Source organism: Paraburkholderia sp. OAS925, assembly GCF_040543975.1.
Classification (GTDB): domain Bacteria; phylum Pseudomonadota; class Gammaproteobacteria; order Burkholderiales; family Burkholderiaceae; genus Paraburkholderia; species Paraburkholderia graminis.
On sequence record NZ_JBEUNO010000001.1, the window covers coordinates 2,704,304 to 2,725,305 of the forward strand.

The window sequence follows — 21,002 nt, forward strand, 5'->3', positions numbered from 1 at the left end:
TCTCTGGAGGCCAGATGATCATACCGCGCGAAAGCATGCAGGACGTGCTTGAACGAAGCCGGTTTGCAATTCGATGGGGAGGCGTACTCGGCCTCGTGTGCCACCCCATCTATTACCTGGTCTGGACTTACATCCTGCCGCAGCCGTACGACAACCTGGCGCTGCGTCTGAGCGCCGCGTTGCTCTGCATTCCGTTGATCTTCCAGGCGCGCTGGCCGAAGCGCTTCAACCAGTACCTGCTGATCTACTGGCACATCTGCCTGATCTACGTGCTGCCGTTCGTTTGCACGTTCCTGGCTATCCGGAATTCGTTCTCCACCATGTGGATGATGACGGAGGTCATGATGATCTTCATCATGGCGCTGTGCATCGACAACCCTTTCCTGCTGATGGGCTGCATCGGCATCGGCATGCTGTCGGGCGCATGGGCCGCGGTGGCCAGTTCGCCCGCTCCTATCGTGCTCAGTACGGCGAATCAATCGGATCTCGCGGTGCTGCCGGTCGTCGTGCTGTGCAGCATGGCCTTCGCTCATGCGATCAGCAAGGGACGCATCTTTGTCGAGAAAAATCGCGCGCTGCAGGCGCTCGCCGGGTCGATCGCGCATGAAATGCGCAACCCGCTCAGCCAGTTGAAGCACGTTCTGGATCGCGTCGAAGAAACGCTGCCCGCGCTCACCGAAACCGGCCGCGGGCCCGCTCTGTCCGGTGCAGGCGCGGGCCTGCTGTACCGGCATATCGCGCATGGGCAGTTGTCGATCGAGCGCGGCCTGCGCGTGATTGCGATGACGCTCGACGAAGTCAGCGCGAAACAGATCCGCTCCGACTCGCTCACTTACCTGAGCGCGGCGGCCACCACGCGCAAGGCGCTCGACGAATACGGCTTCGCGGATAAAAAGGAGCGCGGCAAGGTTCGCCTCGTCGTGCTCGAGGATTTCATGTTCAAGGTCGACGAAACCGTCTACCTGTTCACGCTTTTCAATCTGATCAAGAACGCGCTGCATCACATTGCGCCGCTTGCTTCGGCCACGCTCACGCTGACGGTGGACCGGCATACGGTCACGGTGCACGACACCGGCAGCGGCGTCGCGCCGGAAATCCTGCCGCATCTGTTCGAGCCGTTTCGCACCGCCGGCAATTCGGCCGGCACTGGCCTCGGGCTCGCGTACTGCCAGCGCGCGATGCGTGCGTTCGGCGGCAGCATCGCGTGCAAGTCGGAGCCCGGCAAGTTCACGCAATTCACGCTGCAGTTCCCGCCCGTCACCGAAAGCGAGGTCGCCGCGCACGAGCGCGCTGTCGTTGCGCGCGCAACGACGGTGCTCGACGGCAAGCACGTTCTTCTCGTCGACGACGACGCCGCTCAGCGCATGCGCACGCGACGCACGTTATCGAAGGTCGGCATGCAGGTGAGCGAGGCCGACAACGGCCATACCGCGTTGACGATGCTGCGCGAAGCGACGGCTTACGACCTCGTGCTGATGGACGTCAACATGCCGGTGCTCGACGGCTACACCGCCACCGAACAGTTGCGCGCGGACCGCGATCATCCGAACTGGAACGTGCTGGTTGCCGCGTACACGTCGGAGCCGGGCAACATCGCGCGAGTGCTGGCGCGCCGTGCCGGCATGGACGACATGATCAGCAAGTCGTGCAGCGTGATGGAACTGTTCACGTCGCTGCAGGCGCTGTTCGAGAACGGCAACCGGCGCCATCTGAACCAGCGCTTCGACGACTTCTCCGGCAAGTCGATTCTCGTCGCCGACGACGACACCTACAGCCGGCTCGTCGCCAAGGCGTATCTGGAGCGCTTCGGCGCGAGCGTCGTCGAAGCGGAGCATGGACAGGCGGTGCTGGAACGGCTCGATGAGGAGCCCGTCATCGACGCGATCGTGGTGGACATGAACATGCCGGGCATGGGCGGGCTCGAGACGGCCGCGGCCATTCGCGCACGCACCGACGCGCACGCGAGCGTGCCGATCATCGCGCTCACGAGCCAGTCGGATATTGGCTCGGTGCAGGCGTGCATGAGCGTGGGGATGAACGAGGTCATGGTCAAGCCGGTGCAAGGCGGGTCGTTGTACGCGTGTCTGACGAGGCAGTTTGCGCAACAGCGTGGTGGTGGCGGTGGTGGCGGCAAGAGTGGCAAAAGTGGCAACGGTGCCGGCGCTGCGGTCGAGCTGCGGCGCTTGCCGACGCTGCTCGACTCCGGCAACACGCAAAACGCAATCCTCAAGAACGATCTCCTCGACACGAACCATCTGCGCGAGCTGGCCGCGCTCGGCCTCATCGACGAGACGTTTTCAAGCGGTATCGAGCAGATTCGCACGCTGATTTCGCAGCTTCGTGCGCACGCCGCGGACCGCGACCTGGACGCCACGCATGGCGCGCTGCATCTGCTGCTCGGCGCGAGCGGCAACATCGGCGCGAAGGCGTTGCAGCAGTACACGCGGCAAATTTATCCACGCACGCTCGAAGGCGCATGGCCCGCGGAACCCGACTGGCTGGAACGGATCGGCGAACTCGGCGAGCGCTCGACCGAGGCGCTGCGTCGGTATCTCGAGTCGGTGACAGTAAGGCCTGGCCCGCCCGAATCGTCAGGCGATCCCGCGTCGGCAAGCGCGAACGGCATCGCGATGCGCGAGCATTAACTAAGACTAAGGCGTCCGCGTCAAACTATCGAGTCAGATCGCGCCGCTGTCGCGCGCTTCGCCGACGCCACTCTGCACCCGGCCTCTGATGCCCGGAAAGCGCATCGTCACGGTCGTGCCCTCGCCGACCGCCGATTCGATCCGCAGCCCGCCGCCGAACGATTGCATGATGCGGTTGCAAAAGATCATGCCCATGCCGTGACCGCCGCGGCCGGCGTGCGTCGTCACCGGATCGAGCAGCAAGCGCGCCTTGACCTCCGGTTCGATGCCCGGACCATTGTCGTGCAGACGAATTTCCGGCTCCGGTTCGCTTACCACTTCGACACGCAACGAAGGCGCGGGGCAACCGTCGAGCGCGCGCAACGCATTCGAGATCAGCGACGAGAGAACCAGCGCGACGCAATTGGGCATCGCGTGAATGACAAAATCGCCGCGCGCGTCGACGGCGACCCATTCGCGCTGTGCGCCCGCAAACGGATACGAGTCGAGCAAGGTGGCGATGAGGCGCGTCGCCTTCACCTCGCGCGCCGCGCTGCCCGACGCCGGCTGCGGGCCGCCGCTCTTGTGCACCGTCGCCCAGAACGACGAGATCAGCGTCAGGCAATACTGCGCGTTGTTGAGCATGGACGTGGCCGCGAGACCGATCTCGCGCTGACGCTCGGGATCGTAGTCCTGCGCGACGTCGTTCTCCACCGAGCGCGCAAAGAGCGAGATCGCGGCGAGCGGCGTGTTCAGTTCGTGAGCGAGGAACGCAAGCGTCTCGTCCATCGCGAGCAGCCGCTGCTGACGCGTTTCGCGCTCGGCGTACCGCGTCACCGCCTGCCGCAGCACCTCGCGCACGGACTCCACGCGAAGCGGCTTTTCGAGGATGCGGAACAGGTCGCCGGTATTGAAGGTTTGCAGCAGCATGTCCTTGTCGGCATACGCGGTCACGAGGATGCGCACGATCTGCGGATACGTTTCTCCGACTTCGCGCAGCAGATGGCCGCCGTCGCGGCCCGGCATGCGAAAGTCGGTGACGAGCACGGCAATCTCGGGACCCAGATCGTGCAGCAGCGCCATCGCTTCGTCGGCGTCGCGCGCGAGATGCACGCGGTAATCGTCGCGGACGGCGCGGGCGAAGTGGTTGCGCGACATCTCATCGTCGTCGACGAACAGGACGGAGAACGGTGTTTGGAGCGGCGCGGGCGTTGCCGTCTGATTTGTCGTTTGTGTTGAATCGCTCATTGCGTTTTCGGGCACATCCATTCGTGGATGCCGACAGTCGGCGGTCGATTGCATTCTACCGTTGCGGCGCGGGCGCATCGGAAAAGCTTGCGGGGCTACGCAAAACGGCGAAGTCATTGCGACCGGATGAGGCCGCGTTTGCAATTGATCGGGCAATTGATCGGCAATCCATTCCGCAATTCATTCCGCGATTCATTCCATTACATATCGCATGCACTTTCGCAAACAAGCCCGATACAATAATTACATTAAACCGACACTCGGCTTCAATTGCGCATTCAGCACGATAATTGCTCCAGGATTAACACCGATAACGCTGCGCGGATTCCTGCAGACGCTTAAAGGTCGGCGTACACTCGCGCTCGAAGACCATGCCACGGGCGTGTCGGTCATCGGCATCGCGCGCGGCTTACCGAAAACGGAATGGAGACCAGGAGAACAATCCATGAGCTGGACACGCGAGCAGAGAAACGTCACGATCGCCGCCTATCTCGGCTGGACACTCGACGCATTCGATTTCTTTCTGATGGTTTTCGTATTGAAAGATATTGCAGCGGAATTCAATACGAAAATCCCCGATGTCGCGTTCGGCATTATGCTGACGCTGATGATGCGGCCGGTCGGCGCGCTCATTTTCGGCTGGCTCGCCGACCGCTACGGCCGCCGGCCCACGCTGATGGTCAACATCGCGTGCTTCTCGCTGCTCGAATTGCTATCCGGTTTCTCCCCTAACCTCGCCACGCTGCTGGTGCTGCGCGCGCTGTTCGGTATTGCGATGGGCGGCGAATGGGGCGTGGGCGGCGCCTTGACGATGGAGACCGTGCCCCCGAAGTCGCGCGGCATCGTCTCCGGTTTGCTGCAAGCGGGCTATCCGAGCGGCTACCTGCTCGCGTCGGTGGTGTTCGGCCTCTTCTTTCCGTATATCGGCTGGCGCGGCATGTTCTTCGTCGGCGTGTTGCCCGCGCTGCTGGTGCTGTACATTCGCGCGCACGTGCCGGAATCGCCCGCGTTCAAGACACTCGAAAAGCAGGCACGGCCCGGCCTCGTCGCCACGTTGAAAAAGAACGTGAAGCTGTCGCTGTACGCGATCGTGCTGATGACCGCGTTCAACTTCTTCTCTCACGGATCGCAGGACCTGTACCCCACTTTCTTGCGCGTGCAGCATCAGTTCGACGCGCACACGGTGTCGCTCATCACGATCACGCTGAACATCGGCGCGATTTGCGGCGGGCTCTTTTTCGGCATGTTGTCGGAGAAGATCGGACGCAAGCGCGCAATCTTTATCGCCGCGCTGATCGCTCTGCCGGTGCTGCCGCTGTGGGCTTTTTCGAGCACGCCGGTGCTGCTCGCGGTGGGCGCGTTCCTGATGCAGATCTCCGTGCAAGGCGCATGGGGCGTGATACCGGTTCATCTGAACGAGATCTCGCCCGATGAAATCCGCGCGACCTTCCCTGGTCTCGTGTATCAGCTCGGCAATCTGATTGCGTCCGTGAACGGACCGCTGCAGGCGAGCGCCGCCGAAGCCCACGGCAACAACTATGCACTCGTGATGGCCGTCGTGATCGGCGTCGTCGCGCTCGTGATCTGCGCGCTGATTCCGTTTAGCCGCGAGCGCCGCGGCATCGACATGACGCAGTCGGCCGCGCATGTCGGCGAACACGTGCAAGGCCGCCCCGTTGGAGGACAGCTTTAAGCGTTCGAACCAAACAACTGTTTCGCCGCGCGGTTATCGGGCACAATAGACGACAAGGCGGCTCGAACCGCCACGGCACGCAGCCTGTATGCACAGAGCACCACGGCATACATAGCGCGCGTGCCGCTTGAACTAGCGCATAAGCGCAGGCCAAACAGAGTACCGATCAGCACCGATTCATACGAGGCCGTTCCGATTCGTCGGAACGGCCTTTTTATTTTTCGCGCGCGAAGCGTTGCGCCCAACCTTGAGTCTTCTAGAGGAGTTAATCGACACGCAACCCTTGCTCAGCTTCACCATCCTTCATATCCTGAAAAAAACGGCTGTTTCAAATTGACATTTGAATCGCCTGTTTGCGGGCCGGGCGCCCGGCAACTGGGAGACGCAACATGGCAGGTCGCACAACAAGCCGGCACGCCGGCGATACGAAGTCACGCATTCTCGACGCCGCTGAGACGCTCTTCATCGATTGCGGATACGAGGCCATGTCGCTGCGGCAGATCACTTCGCGCGCCGAAGCGAATCTCGCGGCGGTCAACTATCACTTCGGCAGCAAGGAATCGCTGATTCACTCGATGCTGTCGCGCCGGCTCGACCGCCTCAACGAAGAGCGCGTCAAGCTGCTCGATCGCTTCGATCAGATGCTCGGCGAACGGCTCACCTGCGAGCATGTGCTCGGCGCGATGTTCATTCCGGCGCTGCGGCTGTCGCGCGATCCGCGCGTCGGCGGCAAGGCATTTTTGCGCTTGCTCGGCCGCGCTTACACGGACCCGTCCGCCTTCATTCGCGACTTTCTGAATGCGCACTATGCGTCGGTGGCCGTGCGTTTTTTCGACGCGTTCCAGCGCGCGCTGCCGCATCTGCCGCGCGAGGAACTCGGCTGGCGTCTGCACTTTGCGATCGGCGCGTTGTCGGGCGTGCTGGCAGGCGCCGACACCGAGAGCCTGATCGCGGAGTTCTCGCAGGGCAAGTCGATGAACGACCTGCAACTGATCGCCCGTCTTGCATCGCTGATGGTCGCCGCACTGAAGGCGCCGCTGCCCGACGCGTCGCAACTGGCGATGTTCGCGGCGGTGCTCGGCGACGCGACGGATACGGATGCCGAAGCGGATGCGGACAGCGACGCGAGCACCGCCACGGCCGCGCAGAACAGCCAACACGCTACGAACGATGCCGCGAACGAAGCACATCGCGACGCTGACGACTCAGCGAGGTCATCTGCTTCGCGAGGCAACCCAGGCATGTCGGCTGCATCAGCACATGTACATGCACATACACATGCACATACACCGGCACATGCGAGCCTCGACGGCGAGTCTCGCGGCAGTGCGATAGAAGCCTGTCCGTTGCAGCAGGTGTGGCACGGCGCGACATAAAAACGCCGTTCGACAAAAAGCAGGCCAAGCGCCAATCGACGCCAAGCCTGCTCGCACAACATCAAAAAAGCGAACCGTCCACGCGCCGTGGATGCGTTCGCGCGCATCATCGAAACAGGGAGGAAACGTCATGTCGTGGTTCGTTCTACTGCTGGTCGTCGGCGCGCTTGCGCTCGTGTACGTTCAGGCGCGCGCGCTCTGGTGGCTGGTCTTCATGGTCGCGTGGGTCGCCGCCGTGCGCGTGAGCGGAGCGGCGGGCGTGGCCGCGACCACGCTGTTCGCGATCGTGCTGGTCCTGCCCGCCCTCGTGCTCGCCGTGAAGCCGCTGCGCCGCGCGTGGCTCGCGAAGCCGGTGCTCGACACGTTCCGCAAGATCTTGCCGGACATGTCGCCGACCGAGCGTGACGCGATCGAAGCCGGCACCGTCTGGTGGGACGCCGAACTCTTCTCCGGCCGTCCGCATTGGGACACGCTGCTAGGCTACGGCCCAGCAACATTGACGGCCGAAGAGCAGTCCTTTCTCGACAACGAATGCGAACAGCTATGCGACCTCGCGAACGACTGGGAAACCACGATGGTGTGGCAGGACCTGTCGCCGCAAGCGTGGCAGTTCATCAAGGAGCGTGGCTTTCTCGGCATGATCATTCCGAAGCAGTATGGCGGCAAGCAGTTCTCCGCGTACGCGCATTCGCAGGTCATCATGAAGCTCGCCACGCGCTGCTCGGCCGCGGCCGTTTCGGTGATGGTGCCCAATTCGCTCGGCCCCGCCGAACTGCTGATGCACTACGGCACCGACGAGCAGAAGAACCACTATTTGCCGCGTCTCGCGCGCGGCGATGAAATCCCCTGCTTCGCACTGACGAGTCCCTACGCCGGCTCGGACGCCGCCGCGATTCCCGATGTCGGCATCGTGTGTAAAGGCATGCACGAAGGCCGCGAGACGCTCGGCTTTCGCGTCACCTGGGACAAGCGCTACATCACGCTCGGGCCGATTGCCACCGTGCTCGGCCTCGCGTTTCGCGCGCTCGATCCCGACCGTCTGCTCGGCTCGAACGACGAACCCGGCATCACGTGCGCACTGATTCCGACCGATCATCCGGGCGTGAACATCGGGCGCCGTCACTGGCCGCTCAACGCGGTGTTCCAGAATGGCCCGAACTCCGGCAAGGACGTCTTCATTCCGCTCGAGTGGGTGATCGGCGGACGCGCGCAAGTGGGCAACGGCTGGCGCATGCTGATGGAATGTCTCGCGGCGGGCCGGGCGATTTCGCTGCCGTCGTCGAATGTGGGAATGGCGAAGCTCGCCGTGCGCGGCACGGGCGCGTATGCCGCCGTGCGCCGCCAGTTCCGCACGGCCGTCGGCAAGTTCGAGGGCGTGCAGGAAGCGCTCGGCCGCATGGGCGGCAATCTGTACGTGATGGACGCCGCGCGCCGCCTGTCCGCGCATGCGGTAGATCTCGGCGAAAAGCCTTCGGTGATTTCGGCGATCGCGAAGTATCACATCACCGAGCGCGCGCGCATGGTCATCAACGACGCAATGGATGTCACCGCCGGCAAGGGCATTTGCATGGGGCCGTCGAATTTTCTCGCACGCGCCTATCAGCAGGTGCCGATTGCGATCACCGTCGAAGGCGCGAACATTCTCACGCGCTGCCTGATCATCTTCGGTCAGGGCGCGATTCGTTGCCATCCGTACGTGCTGAAGGAAATGAGCGCAACGCGCGAAGCCGACCGCGCCAAAGCGCTGCGCGATTTCGACGACGCCTTCTTCGGCCACGTCGGCTTCACGCTGTCGAACGTCGTGCGTAGTGTCGTGTACGGCATCACGGGCGGCGCCTTCATCGCCACGCCGCGCGCCGCGCATGCGCCGCTGCACGCGTACTATCGCGCGGCCACGCGCATCGCCACGGTTTTCGCGCTGCTCGCGGATGTCTCCATGTTCGTGCTCGGCGGCGATCTGAAACGCCGCGAACGCATTTCGGCGCGTCTTGGCGACGTGCTCTCGCAGCTCTATCTGATCTCCGCAACGCTGAAGCGTTTCGAGGACGAAGGCCGTCAGGAAGACGATCTGCCGCTCGTGCGCTGGGGCGTGGAGGACTCGCTGTATCGCGCGCAACAGGCGCTCGACGGCGTGCTCGCCAATTATCCGAATCGCCTTGCCGCCGGCCTCGTGCGTGTGCTCGCCTTCCCGTTCGGCCTGCCGCATCGCGAGCCGTCCGACCGCCTCGGCAGCGCGATCGCGGAACTGATGCAGACGCCGGGCGCGGGCGCGCAACCGGCTGGTGTCCGACTCGTACGTGCCGCATCCCGACGTCGATGCGCTGGGCTACGGCGAACTCGTGTTCGAGCTGAACCCGCGCTTCACGCAGATCGAGCAGAAGCTTCGCGAAGCGGTGAAAGCGCGCCGCCTCGAGCCGATGCCGCAGAGCGTCGTGCAACTGGGCGCATGGGCCGACGCCGCGCTGCAGCAAGGCCTGATCGACGCCGACGAGCGCCGCGTGCTCGACGAGTACGCGCGCTACGCGGCACACGTCGTGAAGGTCGACGACTTCCCCGCCGACTTCGACCTGCTCGCCAGTCTGCAACGACGCAAGGACGCACTCGAAACGGCGCTCGAAGTCGCGCTGTGACGCGCAGCAGGGCTCGGGCCTCGCCATGAAAAAACCTCGCTGCGAAACACGCCGATGCGCGAAACTCAGTGCACACTGACGGACGTGCGGACGTGTCCAGCGGAGCAACCAACAACATGAACGACTCTTACCTGAACTTCGTCAATTCGCCGTTCGGCGCGCGTCTTGCGCGTTCGCTGGGTCTGCCGAAGCCCGAGGTGCTGCGCCGCTATCGCGCGGATCGCCCCGAGTTCGACGGCCTGATTGCGATCGGCGCGGGACGCGGGCCGCATCTGCTGGATGCGCTCGCGAATCTCGTCGCAAGCATCGGCGTGACGAGCGTCGCGCATGAAAGCGCCGGCTTGTGGATGCCGCTCGCGCATCGTCACGGTCTGATGACGGGGCGTTTTCAGGCGGCGGAGGCAGGCTCGGCCACGCGTCTTGCCGCGTTGATCTTCGATGCGAGCGGTATCGAGGACAGCAGCCAGATGGAGCCGCTGCATGCGTTCTTCCACGACACGCTGCGCTCGCTCGGCAAGTGCGGGCGCATCATTGTGCTCGGGCGGCCGCCGCAAGACTGCGCGAATCCGCGGCAATGGACCGCGCAGCGCGCGCTCGAAGGCCTCACGCGATCGCTCGGCAAGGAAGCGCGGCGCGGCATCACCGCGAACCTGGTCTATGTCGGCGAAGGCGCTGAAGCGCGGATCGAGGCCACGCTGCGCTTTTTTCTGTCGCCGCGCTCGGCGTACGTGTCGGGTCAGGTCGTGCACATTACCGCCGACGGCCCCGACTCGAGCGCCACGCGTTCGCTTACGAAAGACGGCAAAGCCGCGGCCTTCGATTGGCAAGCGCCGCTCGCGAACAAGCGCGCGGTGGTGACGGGCGCGGCGCGCGGCATCGGCGCGGCCATTGCAAGCGTGCTCGCGGCGCAAGGCGCGCATGTGATCGGCATCGACATTCCGTCGGCACGCGACGCGCTCGACGCGACCATGCGCCAGTTGAACGGCACCGCGCTCGCCTTCGACATCGCCGCGCCCGAAGCGCCCGCGCAGATCGCCGCCGCGCTCGACGATCAGGGCATCGACATCATCGTGCACAACGCCGGCATCACGAAGGACAAAACCATCGCGAAGATGACCGCCGCTATGTGGCAGAGCGTGATCGACATCAACCTGTGCGCGCAGGAGCGCATCGACGACGCGTTGCTCGCGGCCGGCATTCTGCGCGACGGCGGCCGCATCGTCGCCGTGTCGTCGATCAGCGGCATTGCGGGCAATCTCGGGCAGACCAACTACGCGACGTCGAAAGCGGGTGTGATCGGCCGCGTGCAAAGCATGGCGCCGCTGTTGCGCGCGCGCGGCATCACGATCAACGCGGTCGCGCCGGGCTTCATCGAAACGCAGATGACCGCGAAGATGCCGTTCACGCTTCGCGAGGCCGGCCGCCGCATGAATTCGCTCGCCCAGGGCGGCCAGCCGGTCGACGTCGCGCAGACCATCGCGTGGCTCGCGCATCCGGGCTCGGGCGGCATCAGCGGCCAGGTGGTGCGCGTGTGCGGACAAAGCCTGATCGGAGCGTGACCATGCAAGAACCCGGTGATCCGTTCGGCGGCCAGCACGCGTCGACTCTCGCGCAACGCGATGCGGTCCGGCCGAAGACCGTCGTTATCGATACCTTGCCCACGCCGGCGCGTCTTTATGCGCGCGCGTTGTCGGGCGTCGTCAAGCGCGGACGTCCAGCGCAGTTGCCGGCGTTGCGTCTGGTGCGCCCCGCCGTCGCGCTCGATGCCGGGCCGGCCTGGCGTTACGCGCGCGTGTGCGGATTCATTCCCGAACACGGCGTGCCGCTCACGTATCCGCATCTGCTCGCGTTTCCGCTGCATCTGCTGATGCTCACCGATCCGGCGTTCCCGTGGCCCGCGGTCGGGCTGCTGCATCTCGCCAATCATGTGCGTCTGCGCCGGCCGCTCGCGTACAAGGACGTTTTGCGTATCGAGGTGGAGTTCGGCGCGCTGCTGCGTCACGACAAGGGCCAGGCGTTCCTGCTGCATACGCGCATTTACCGGCGCGGCGAAGCGGTGTGGGACGGCGACAGCGTTTATCTGAAGCGCGGCGTGGCGGCGAGCGGCGCGCCGCTCGATCCGCTCGTGGTGGATGCCGCCGCGTTGCAGCGCATCGCTCGCTGGCAGCTCGCGCCGCAACTCGGCCGCGATTATGCGAGCGTGTCCGGCGACTACAACCCGATCCATATGAGCGCGCTTTCCGCGAAGGCGTTCGGTTTTCCGCGTGCGATCGCGCATGGCATGTGGACGCTTGCGCGCGCCGCATCGTCATTGCAGCCGCCGAAGCCGCTTGCCGAAGCCACGCTCAGCGCCGAATTCAAGTTGCCGATGCTGCTGCCCGGCGAAGCGACGCTATGGAGCGCGTCGTCCTCGCTGATCGAACGCGATATCGAGGTGCGCGACATCGCTGGAGAAAAGCCGCATTTGCGCGGGCGCATGCAATGGAGACTGCAATGAACGCATGTCCTGCAATCAGACCCGCGCCGGAACAACGATAGCGGCGCTTGCCGCTGTCTACGCGAGCCACATCAATCCAACACGCCACAAGAAGGAGCCGAGCATGCCTCACCCGCTGCCACCCGTGCGCCGCGTCGCGATTATCGGCGGCAACCGGATTCCGTTTGCCCGCTCGAATACGGCCTACGCGACCGCGTCGAATCAGGACATGCTGACCTTCACGCTGCAAGGACTGATCGACCGCTACAACCTGCATGGCGAACGTCTCGGCGAAGTCGCGGCGGGCGCCGTCATCAAGCATTCGCGCGACTTCAATCTCACGCGCGAATCCGTGCTGTCCACCACACTCGCGAAGGAAACACCCGCGTACGATGTGCAACAGGCATGCGGCACGGGGCTCGAAACCGCGATCCTCGTGGCCAATAAAATTGCGTTGGGGCAGATCGACGTGGGCATCGCAGGCGGCGTGGATACGACTTCGGATGCGCCGATCGGCGTGAACGAGAACCTGCGCAAGATTCTGCTCGAGGCGAACCGCGGCCGCAGCCCAGGTCAGCGCGTCGGCGCGCTGGCGAAGCTGCGGCCCGGCATGTTTTTCAAGCCGCTGTTGCCGCGCAACGGCGAGCCGCGCACGGGTCTTTCGATGGGCGAGCATTGCGAACTGATGGCGAAGCGCTGGAACATCTCGCGCGAGGCGCAGGACGTGCTCGCCTACGACAGTCACCGCAAGCTCGCCGAAGCGTACGCGCGCGGCTTCGTCAACGATCTGATGACGCCGTACCGCGGCCTTGCGCGTGACAACAATCTGCGCTCCGACCTCACGCTCGAAAGGCTCGCTTCGCTCAAGCCCGCGTTCGATCGCGACGCCGGTACGCTGACCGCCGGCAATTCGACGCCGCTCACCGACGGCGCATCGGCGGTACTGCTCGCGAGCGAGGACTGGGCCGCGCGCCGCGGGCTGCCGGTGCTGGCGTATCTGAGCTGGTCGGAAGCGGCGGCCGTCGACTACTTCGACAAGAAAGAGGGCCTCTTGATGGCGCCTGCGTATGCGGTGCCGCGCATGCTCGCACGCGCGGGACTGACGTTGCAGGACTTCGATTTCTACGAGATCCACGAAGCGTTCGCGGCGCAAGTGTTGTGCACGCTCGCGGCATGGCAGGATGACGAATATTGCCGCACGCAGTTGGGCCTCGACGGCCCGCTCGGCGCGATCGATCGCGAGAAGCTCAACGTCAACGGCGGCTCGCTCGCGACGGGTCATCCGTTTGCGGCGACGGGCGGGCGCATCGTCGCGGGTCTTGCGAAGATGCTCGCGCAACTCGATAAGCCCGCGGGCACCGCGCGCGGATTGATCTCGATCTGCGCGGCGGGCGGCCAGGGCGTGGTGGCTATTCTGGAGCGCTGACCGGCGTCGCGCGAACCATAAGCAAAGCACTGCACAAACAGCACACAAACACATGAAGCCCCGGCTTCAGGAGACGACCGATGACCGAGCCCACTCAAGCCTCGCCCTCGCCCGCCGCTGCGAATCAGGCAAGCGGGCGTGCCGGGCGCGCGCCCAACACCGACGGTATCTGGTACGCGTCGTACCCGGCCGGCGTGCCGCATGAAATCGACGTCAACAAGTACGAGTCGCTCGTGCAATTCTTCGACGAATGCATCGCGCAGTTTCGCGAGCGCGTTGCGTACGTGAGCGTCGGCGCGAGCATGACGTATGGCGAACTGGGCCGCAAGGCGACGGCCTTCGCCGCGTATTTGCAGAGCATCGGCGTGAAGCCCGGCGAACGCGTCGCGATCATGCTGCCCAATACGTTCCAGTATCCGGTATCGCTGTTCGGCGTGCTCAAGGCGGGCGCCGTGGTGGTCAACGTGAACCCGCTCTACACAGTGCGCGAGCTTGCGCATCAGTTGAAGGACAGCGGCGCGCAAACCATCATCGTGTTCGAGAACTTTGCGAAGACGGTACAGGACGCGCTGCCGGGCACGAAGATACAGAACGTGATCGTGACTGGACTCGGCGACCTGCTCGCCGACGGCCTGAATATCAAGGGACGTCTGCTCAATTTCATGCTGCGTCATGTGAAGAAGATGGTGCCCGAGTATCAGTTGCCGCAAGCGGTGCCGCTTCTGAAGGCGCTCGCCGTCGGCTATGCGCGGCCGCTCACACCGGTTCGCCCGACGCATCACGACATCGCGTTTCTTCAGTACACCGGCGGAACCACGGGCGTCGCGAAGGGCGCGATGCTCACGCATCGCAACATCATCGCCAATCTGCTGCAGGCGAAGGCGTGGTCCGAAGGTCAATTGAGCGGCGAGATAGAAACGGTGCTCACGCCGCTGCCGCTTTATCACATCTATTCGCTGACGGTGAACGCGCTGATCTTCATGGGACTCGGCGGGCGCAACATCCTGATCGCGAATCCGCGCGACATGAAGCGCGTGATGATGATCATCCGTCATGAGAAGTTCACCGGCATGACCGCGGTCAATACGCTGTACAACGCGTTTCTCGAGAACGAGGAATTTCGCAAGCGCGATTTCTCCGACCTCAAGCTCGCGATGGCGGGCGGCATGGCGACGCAAAGGTCGGTGGCCGAGCGCTTCAAGGCGGTGACGGGCAAGCCGATTATCGAAGGCTACGGCTTGACCGAATGCTCGCCGATCGTGTCGATGAATCCCGTCGACGTGTCGAACCTGCGCGACTTCGAAGGCTCGATCGGCTTGCCCGCGCCGTCGACGCAAGTGCGCTTCAGAAAAGACGACGGCAGTTGGGCGGACATCGGCGAGGCAGGCGAATTGTGCGTGATGGGCCCGCAGGTCATGAAGGGCTACTGGAACCGGCCTGAGGAGACCGCCAAGGTGATCGACGACGAAGGCTGGCTCGCGACCGGCGACATCGGCGTGATGGATTCGCGCGGCTTCATTCGTCTCATCGACAGGAAGAAGGACATGATCCTCGTGTCGGGCTTTAACGTTTATCCGAACGAGATCGAGGACGTAATCGCGGCGCATCCCGACGTGCGCGAAGTGGCGGCAATCGGTGTGCCCGACGACGCCCAGGGCGAGCGCGTGAAAGTGTTCGTCGTGAAGCGCAATCCGTCGTTGACCGCCGAACAGGTGATCGCGCATTGCCGCAAGAATCTGACGGGCTACAAGGTGCCGAAGGTCGTGGAGTTCCGCGATGAGTTGCCGCAAACCAATGTCGGCAAGATTCTGCGCCGCGCGCTGCGGGACGAGGAACTCGCGAAGCAAAAGTCTGCCTGACTCCCAAGGCGCTCGCGTGAAGCGTTGCGCCACCTTTCGGGAGAGTTTTGATGACGCCTTGCCTGTTCGCACGCTTGCGGTTGTTTCGCGCGATGCGCTTGAACGCGACAGCCGCTGTTTGCGCGCCGCCGGCTCAGCGCGACAAGCTGCCGTTTCGCAAGCTGCGGTCCGGCGCGCTCGTCGCGTGCGCCGTAGCATGTGCAATCGTAAGCATCGGCGTCTCGCCCGCCTTCGCACAAAACGACGACAAGCCGCCGCCGCTCGAAACCGCAAGCGCGGTCAAGCCACCTTCGACGCCCGCTTCGCAAGTCGGCAAGTTGACGCTCGATCAGCAGGTCAAATGGCTGCGCGCCGCTCAGCAAAGCGGCACGCTCGAAGCACTCGACGACGCGCAACTGGTCGCGCTATTCAAGTCGCTCGATCCGCTCGCGCTGCCTCGCTATATCAAGGAAGGTCCGAACGGCTACGCGTCGTATGAGTTCACGATGTCGCGCTCCGAGCGCGTTCGCGGCCAGTGGCCCGACAAGCCCGATCACATGCTGGTGCGCGTCGCGCACGACCCGCTGCGCATCTACGCAAAGTGGCTGCCCGACGGCGGGCACGCGGGCCAGGAAATCATCTACGACGAATCGAAGCGCAGCGACGAAATGTATGGGCACCTCGGCGGCATCATGAACGTGATGCCGTTATGGACGTCGTTGAACGGCGCGCTCGCCCGCTCGCAATCGAATCACCAGGTGCGCGATCTCGGCACCGAATACATCGCGCAGCAGTACCTCGCCGAGGGCAAGAAATTTATCGAGGCCGGCTTGCCGCGCTCGATGCAGATCGACGTGCAGACCATCGACGGCGTGCGCGTGGTCGCGTTCACGTTCGAGACGCCGACCGGTCAGCCGCAGTTCTACGCGAAGAAGGAGACGCTCGGGCTCGATTTGCGGCATCCGTATTTCCGCACCGTCGAGTCTTATGACAACGACGGCCGCATCTTCGAGAAGATCGTGTTCGAAACCATCACGCCGAAAACTTTCGACGACTCGACTTTCGACCCGCAAAACAAGGCCTATAAATTCTAGTCCTAGCGTCGTCGCGGCTCAACGCGGCGCGAATACGAAGCTGACGTGAGCGGGCTTGGCATCGGCGGACTGCGCGGCCTGTTCGTGACTATGCTCGATGCGATGCGTCGCGCGAGTCGCGAGTTCTCTCAACACGAAGTAATCGGACGCGCGCGTCACGCCGATCAGCCAGCGCGCCGCGTTTGCATTGGCAGCCGATGCGTGCAGCAGCGGTGAAAGCGTGGTGTGCCATAGCAAGCCGATGTCGTCGCCGGTTTCGAAAGTGGGCAGGTTCATCGCGGCGGCGTAGCGGGCAAACGCGGCGCTAGCCGGCAGCGTCGAATCGGCGATCGCGAAGGTGTCGCCGCGTGCCGCCGCGTGGCCGAGCCAGGGCCACACGGAGCCCGCCGTGGTGGAAAGCCATGCGCTCGTCATCATGAAAGTGCGCCGGTCCATGCTCGTGCTCCGGTTGTTCGATGCGGCTCATTTCGCCGCTTGCGCTCACGTTGCGTTCACGTTGCGCTCCACTTTGCGCTCCACGTTGCGCTCCACTTTGCGCTCATGTTGCGCTTACGTATAGCCGCGCCGTCGGCGCCACGCCGCCGGCCAGATACCCTGCTTGCCCGGCGCAAGAATGCCGTTCGGGTCGAGCGCGTCCTTGATCGTTTCCGAGAGCCGCAGCAAGGCGCCTTCGTTGAAGCTGTACTGCGCGGCGGCGAAATCCATATACGCGAGATGCGCGCGGTATTGTCCGTAACCGGCCGCGCGCGCGTCGCTCATCAGCGAGCGCAATAGCGCGCCGGCCTGCTCGACCTGGTTCGCATCGTCGCGATCGAAAATCGCCGCGAAGATGTGATGCAGATGACGCACGCCCGCCGTGAATCCGCCGTAGTAATCGAAGCCGTATTCGGCCGCGCGCGCCTTCACCATGAAGTACTGGCGCAGCGCATCGCGCCCGGTCGCCGGGCACACCGGCGCGAAGTCCACATGCGCGCCCGCGCCGCCGCGCCAGTCGAGCATGCGAAACGCGCTCATCGCCGGGATGCCGGCCAGATTGCGATCGCCGCCCGCGGTGGGCTCGGCGTCGCCCGCATAACGCTTCGCGAAGATTCGCGCCTGCGGCACACGCGCGAACGCGCGCTCGACGATCGCGTAGCGTGCGTCGACCAGCTCGGGCGTGCCGTACAGCGCGAAATGCAGATTCCAGCGGCCGACGTTCAGCTTGTCGAGCATCGCGGTGATGGCGCTTTCCGGCATCGCGCCCGCACCGTCGTACCACTGCGCGCGAGCCGACAGTCCGGCAGCGCGCCGCAAACCGCCTTCGATCACCGCATGATTGCGGATCGTCTCGTCGAGCCGCAACGGCCGCAATATTTCGACGATGGCTTCGAGATCCGTTTCATGGCGAAACTGAATTTCTCCGAGCAGATACGCGGGCGGTGCGGGCATCAGCCACACGCCGATCTTGGTGACGATGCCGTAGTTCGACTGCATGAACATCGCGTCGAACGACGGCCCGTAACCCGGCTGATAAAGCTGCCATGCGGTGCTCGTGTCGATGCCGCCCATGCCGGTGCGCAGCACGTCGCCGTTGGCGAGTATCACTTCCATGCCGCACTGCGTGGCCGCATGGTCGCCATACGACGTGTAGCCGAAGCCGCGCTCCAGCGTATTGCCGACCACACTGCCCCAACCCGCCGCCGGTGGATCGACCCACAGCCGATAGCCTTTCTCGCGCAAGTGCGCGTGCAGATCGAAGTAGCTGACGCCCGGTTCGACGAGCGCATACGCGAGCGATTCGTTGACCTCGACGATGCGCTTCATCCGTTGCAGATCGAGCACGACCGAGCCGGTCAGACGCGGCGCGGCGCCGCCGTACGCGAAGTTGCGTCCGGTGGAAACGGTCCACAACGGAATGCGATATTGATTGGCAATGCGCAGCACCGCACGGATTTCATCGACGGATGCGGGCAGCAGCGCGGCGCTCGCCGCGAACGCCTCGCGCTCGCCGGGCGCGAACGGGTCGAGATAGGTCGACAGCGCGGTCGCCGAATTCACCACATGCTGGTCGCCGACGATCGCGCGCCAGGCAGCCAGCGCAGCGTCGAACTGCGCGGCGGAAACGTTCGGCGGCAGGGTGCGGTTCAAGGGGTCTCCGTTTGTGGCGCGCGCGTCGCTACTGCCACGCTTCCGGCTTGCCGCCGAGCGCGCTGCAGACGTCGACGGCAATTGAGCGCAGCTTGCCCTCCGCGATCGGTCCGGACAACGCGTAGCCCATGCCGTCGCTGATCCAGTAGAAGGTGCGCCGGTTGCCGTCGCGCAGCAGACGGAACGCGTTCTCGTCGCGCGCGGTGCCGGTCACGTACAGCGTGAGGCGCGCGCCGCCGCGGTTCTCGTACATGAACTGCGCGGCCGGTCCCGCCTCGCCGGGCAACAGGCGGCCGCCCACGAGCGAGTAGCCGTATTCCTGCAACGACGGCACCGAAAGCGGCCGGTTCAGACGCTTGGAGAGCCAGGCGATCAGATGCTCTTCCTCGCTCGCCGCCACTTCCACCGGATGTCGCCGCTCGGGCGTATAGACCGCATACGCGATGTCGGCGCGTTCGGCGAAACTGGGCGCGCTTGCACCGAGACCGTTCCACGCGCCGCCCGTCAAACGCGGCGCGAGCGGGCCGAGCGCGAGCGCGAGGCCGGCGCCCGCCGCGAGCCAGCACGCGGCCACGCCGACGCGCCGCCACCACGGCGTGCGCGGACGCAGCACGATGACGGCGGGGTCGTCGGCGGCATGAGGTTCATCGGGGCCGCCAGGCTCGGCATAATCCGCCGATACGCGCTCCGCTTCGCCAGGCGACACGCCGCACAACACGCGCAGCGCGGCCTTTTGCGCGCGCCACGCGGCCACCCGCGCGGCCGCTTGCGGATTTCCGGCGACGAGCGCCGCGATGCGCTCGCGCTCGTGATCCGGCATTTCGCTGTCGACGAACGCCGACAGCGCTCGCAGGTCCACCCCGTCGGGCAAGCTGGAATCGTGGTCGTCGTGGTCGTTATTCATCGCGGATTTCTCACTACTTTCAACGGCGGCGGCTTGCGCGCCGGCCCTTGCGCGGGCCCCTCCAGCAACGCGCGCAGATGCTCGCGCCCGCGCGACAGCCGCGACATCACCGTGCCGACGGGCACACCGAGCGCCTTCGACGTCTCCTGATACGTCAGTTCCTCGACGCACACGAGCAGCAGCACCTCGCGCTGTTCGAGCGGCAGGCGATACAGTGCGCGCTGCAGATCGCGCAGCACGAGACCGTCGACCTCGCGTTGCGGCGCCTCGAGATTGCGCCACGGGGCGCTTTCTTCATCGACGGCGATTTCGCGGCGCCCGCGCAGCTGATCGATATAAAGATGCCGCAGGATGGTCAGGAGCCACGCGCGCAGATTGCTGTTCGGCCGGAACGCCGCCCAGCGCGCGAGCGCGCGCTCGGCCGTGTCCTGCACAAGGTCATCGGCCCACGCGCGGTCCCCCGTCAGCGCGCGCGCATAGCGGCGCAACTGCGGGAGCCACGAAATCACTTCCGCTTCGAAGCTCACCCCGAGCGCAGCGCTCAGTAGCCGCCGCTGCTGCTGCCGCCGCTCGTGCCGCTGCTGGACGCGCCGCTGTCCGTCGACGAGCACGCCGTGGTGGCGAGCGAACCCAATGCGAGTGTGAAAAGCATGACGATCATGCCGAGGATGCGAGTGCGTTTCATGTGAGTCTCCGTTGTCATGCAGGGCGCTTACTTCCGTCCCATGCGAGGCTGTCGATCAAACTCGGTGCTCATCTTTCCTGCACCGTCCCCTCTCTTAACGCTGCAGCCAGGCGATTTATTCCGACGATGCATCCCGCGGGGCCAGCTTTTTCCGCCATCGGCATCGGGAAGCGCCCGCTCTGGCCGAAGAAGCCGGTCAATCATCGGCTGATTTGGTAACTCAACGTTACAGCCCATAGTTACCAGGTGCTTATGTGGGCGCAAGCCGTTATAGTGGACGCAGTTCGCCCGCCGACGCGTTCCGCCCCGCACAGGGTAGAATCGCGGCGAACAACCGTCTTTCTAACCTGAATTGTCCATGGCTTCCGCAGAATCGCATCCGCAAAACGACTTCATGAACGCCGCGCGCAAAGAACGAAAGCGCGTTGAGATTTACCTTGTCAACGGCATCCGCCTGACAGGGTGCATCGAGTCGTTCGACCAATATCTGGTGATGCTGCGCACGCCCGTCGGCCTGCAGGGCATCTACAAGCGCGCCATCTCGACGATCCAGCTCGATACCGGAACCCGTCCGGCTCCGCGCGCGGGCCGCCCGTCGCATGGCGAGCACACCACCCGCGGGCCGCACGGCTCGCGTGAGCCGCGTGAGCCGCGCGAGCATCGGGAACCGCGTGAACCGCGCGAATCGTACGGCGCACCGTCTGACCGGCCCGCATCGGAGCGCGGCAGTTCGTCCGATACGCCGGTGGTCGTCACGCGCCGGCGCCGTCTGTTCGGCACGGGCGGCGACGGCGGCAACCACGGCAATCACGGCAGTGGCGGCAGCAACGGTAATGGCAACGGCAACGGCGGCCACGAGTAAGCAATAAGCGGCGCGCAGC

General features: G+C 64.6%; 15 protein-coding genes and 1 pseudogene. 10 read left to right on the forward strand and 6 right to left on the reverse strand.

Annotated elements, in window-relative coordinates:
- The first annotated feature begins 14 nt into the window (after window positions 1-14).
- Window positions 15-2,645 (forward strand): response regulator, encoded by a 2,631-nt coding sequence (locus ABIE53_RS11815; protein ID WP_192698861.1) that lies wholly within the window; start codon window positions 15-17, stop codon window positions 2,643-2,645.
- Between the two features lie 33 nt (window positions 2,646-2,678).
- Here ABIE53_RS11815 and ABIE53_RS11820 read toward each other — a convergent pair whose 3' ends face one another.
- Window positions 2,679-3,872, reverse strand: coding sequence for a hybrid sensor histidine kinase/response regulator (locus tag ABIE53_RS11820; RefSeq protein WP_044021885.1), 1,194 nt, complete (start codon window positions 3,870-3,872; stop codon window positions 2,679-2,681).
- A gap of 445 nt (window positions 3,873-4,317) precedes the next feature.
- Between ABIE53_RS11820 and ABIE53_RS11825 the strand changes: the two genes are divergently transcribed.
- The 8 genes and pseudogenes from ABIE53_RS11825 (at window position 4,318) to ABIE53_RS11860 (ending at window position 16,405) form a co-directional block, all read left to right on the forward strand.
- On the forward strand, window positions 4,318-5,565 hold the full coding sequence (locus tag ABIE53_RS11825) for an MFS transporter (RefSeq protein WP_053858205.1): 1,248 nt from the start codon (window positions 4,318-4,320) through the stop codon (window positions 5,563-5,565).
- A 389-nt stretch (window positions 5,566-5,954) separates the two neighbouring features.
- A complete protein-coding gene (locus tag ABIE53_RS11830; RefSeq protein WP_107706735.1) occupies window positions 5,955-6,941 on the forward strand; it encodes a TetR/AcrR family transcriptional regulator in 987 nt (328 codons plus the stop codon).
- Between the two features lie 130 nt (window positions 6,942-7,071).
- Window positions 7,072-9,571, forward strand: a pseudogene (locus ABIE53_RS11835) (acyl-CoA dehydrogenase).
- A 116-nt stretch (window positions 9,572-9,687) separates the two neighbouring features.
- Window positions 9,688-11,130, forward strand: coding sequence for a 3-oxoacyl-ACP reductase (locus ABIE53_RS11840; protein ID WP_107706733.1), 1,443 nt, complete (start codon window positions 9,688-9,690; stop codon window positions 11,128-11,130).
- Window positions 11,131-11,132: 2 nt separating this feature from the next.
- A complete protein-coding gene (locus ABIE53_RS11845) occupies window positions 11,133-12,068 on the forward strand; it encodes a MaoC/PaaZ C-terminal domain-containing protein (protein WP_053858209.1) in 936 nt (311 codons plus the stop codon).
- Between the two features lie 103 nt (window positions 12,069-12,171).
- A complete protein-coding gene (locus tag ABIE53_RS11850) occupies window positions 12,172-13,473 on the forward strand; it encodes an acetyl-CoA C-acetyltransferase (protein WP_107706732.1) in 1,302 nt (433 codons plus the stop codon).
- Window positions 13,474-13,553: 80 nt separating this feature from the next.
- Entirely contained in the window at window positions 13,554-15,332 is a 1,779-nt protein-coding gene (locus ABIE53_RS11855; RefSeq protein WP_107706731.1) for an AMP-binding protein, read from the forward strand.
- A 92-nt stretch (window positions 15,333-15,424) separates the two neighbouring features.
- Complete coding sequence (locus ABIE53_RS11860) at window positions 15,425-16,405, forward strand: DUF1571 domain-containing protein (protein ID WP_374710142.1); 981 nt, start codon at window positions 15,425-15,427, stop codon at window positions 16,403-16,405.
- Window positions 16,406-16,423: 18 nt separating this feature from the next.
- Here ABIE53_RS11860 and ABIE53_RS11865 read toward each other — a convergent pair whose 3' ends face one another.
- The 5 genes from ABIE53_RS11865 to ABIE53_RS11885 form a co-directional block, all read right to left on the reverse strand.
- The gene (locus tag ABIE53_RS11865; RefSeq protein WP_107706729.1) at window positions 16,424-16,840 is read right to left on the reverse strand and encodes a hypothetical protein; all 417 of its coding nucleotides are present in this window, start codon (window positions 16,838-16,840) and stop codon (window positions 16,424-16,426) included.
- 114 nt (window positions 16,841-16,954) lie between these two features.
- Entirely contained in the window at window positions 16,955-18,532 is a 1,578-nt protein-coding gene (locus ABIE53_RS11870) for an FAD-binding oxidoreductase (RefSeq protein WP_114156169.1), read from the reverse strand.
- A 28-nt stretch (window positions 18,533-18,560) separates the two neighbouring features.
- Complete coding sequence (locus ABIE53_RS11875) at window positions 18,561-19,436, reverse strand: anti-sigma factor family protein (RefSeq protein WP_192698860.1); 876 nt, start codon at window positions 19,434-19,436, stop codon at window positions 18,561-18,563.
- Complete coding sequence (locus tag ABIE53_RS11880) at window positions 19,433-19,963, reverse strand: sigma-70 family RNA polymerase sigma factor (RefSeq protein ID WP_053858215.1); 531 nt, start codon at window positions 19,961-19,963, stop codon at window positions 19,433-19,435. The genes ABIE53_RS11875 and ABIE53_RS11880 overlap by 4 nt, the downstream gene beginning before the upstream one ends.
- 14 nt (window positions 19,964-19,977) lie before the next feature.
- Window positions 19,978-20,121, reverse strand: a complete 144-nt coding sequence (locus ABIE53_RS11885; protein ID WP_165919791.1) for a hypothetical protein — start codon at window positions 20,119-20,121, stop codon at window positions 19,978-19,980.
- 358 nt (window positions 20,122-20,479) lie between these two features.
- Here ABIE53_RS11885 and hfq point away from each other — a divergent pair, with 358 nt between their 5' ends.
- The gene (hfq, locus tag ABIE53_RS11890; protein WP_192698859.1) at window positions 20,480-20,983 is read left to right on the forward strand and encodes an RNA chaperone Hfq; all 504 of its coding nucleotides are present in this window, start codon (window positions 20,480-20,482) and stop codon (window positions 20,981-20,983) included.
- The last annotated feature ends 19 nt before the right edge of the window (window positions 20,984-21,002 follow it).

Excerpts from the sequence above, each read along its gene's own strand:
- ABIE53_RS11815 (WP_192698861.1), top strand. The coding sequence starts at position 15 with ATGATCATACCGCGCGAAAGCATGCAGGACGTGCTTGAACGAAGCCGG.
- ABIE53_RS11820 (WP_044021885.1), bottom strand. The coding sequence starts at position 3,872 with ATGAGCGATTCAACACAAACGACAAATCAGACGGCAACGCCCGCGCCG.
- ABIE53_RS11825 (WP_053858205.1), top strand. The coding sequence starts at position 4,318 with ATGAGCTGGACACGCGAGCAGAGAAACGTCACGATCGCCGCCTATCTC.
- ABIE53_RS11830 (WP_107706735.1), top strand. The coding sequence starts at position 5,955 with ATGGCAGGTCGCACAACAAGCCGGCACGCCGGCGATACGAAGTCACGC.
- ABIE53_RS11840 (WP_107706733.1), top strand. The coding sequence starts at position 9,688 with ATGAACGACTCTTACCTGAACTTCGTCAATTCGCCGTTCGGCGCGCGT.
- ABIE53_RS11845 (WP_053858209.1), top strand. The coding sequence starts at position 11,133 with ATGCAAGAACCCGGTGATCCGTTCGGCGGCCAGCACGCGTCGACTCTC.
- ABIE53_RS11850 (WP_107706732.1), top strand. The coding sequence starts at position 12,172 with ATGCCTCACCCGCTGCCACCCGTGCGCCGCGTCGCGATTATCGGCGGC.
- ABIE53_RS11855 (WP_107706731.1), top strand. The coding sequence starts at position 13,554 with ATGACCGAGCCCACTCAAGCCTCGCCCTCGCCCGCCGCTGCGAATCAG.
- ABIE53_RS11860 (WP_374710142.1), top strand. The coding sequence starts at position 15,425 with ATGCGCTTGAACGCGACAGCCGCTGTTTGCGCGCCGCCGGCTCAGCGC.
- ABIE53_RS11865 (WP_107706729.1), bottom strand. The coding sequence starts at position 16,840 with ATGGACCGGCGCACTTTCATGATGACGAGCGCATGGCTTTCCACCACG.
- ABIE53_RS11875 (WP_192698860.1), bottom strand. The coding sequence starts at position 19,436 with ATGAATAACGACCACGACGACCACGATTCCAGCTTGCCCGACGGGGTG.
- ABIE53_RS11885 (WP_165919791.1), bottom strand. The coding sequence starts at position 20,121 with ATGAAACGCACTCGCATCCTCGGCATGATCGTCATGCTTTTCACACTC.
- hfq (WP_192698859.1), top strand. The coding sequence starts at position 20,480 with ATGGCTTCCGCAGAATCGCATCCGCAAAACGACTTCATGAACGCCGCG.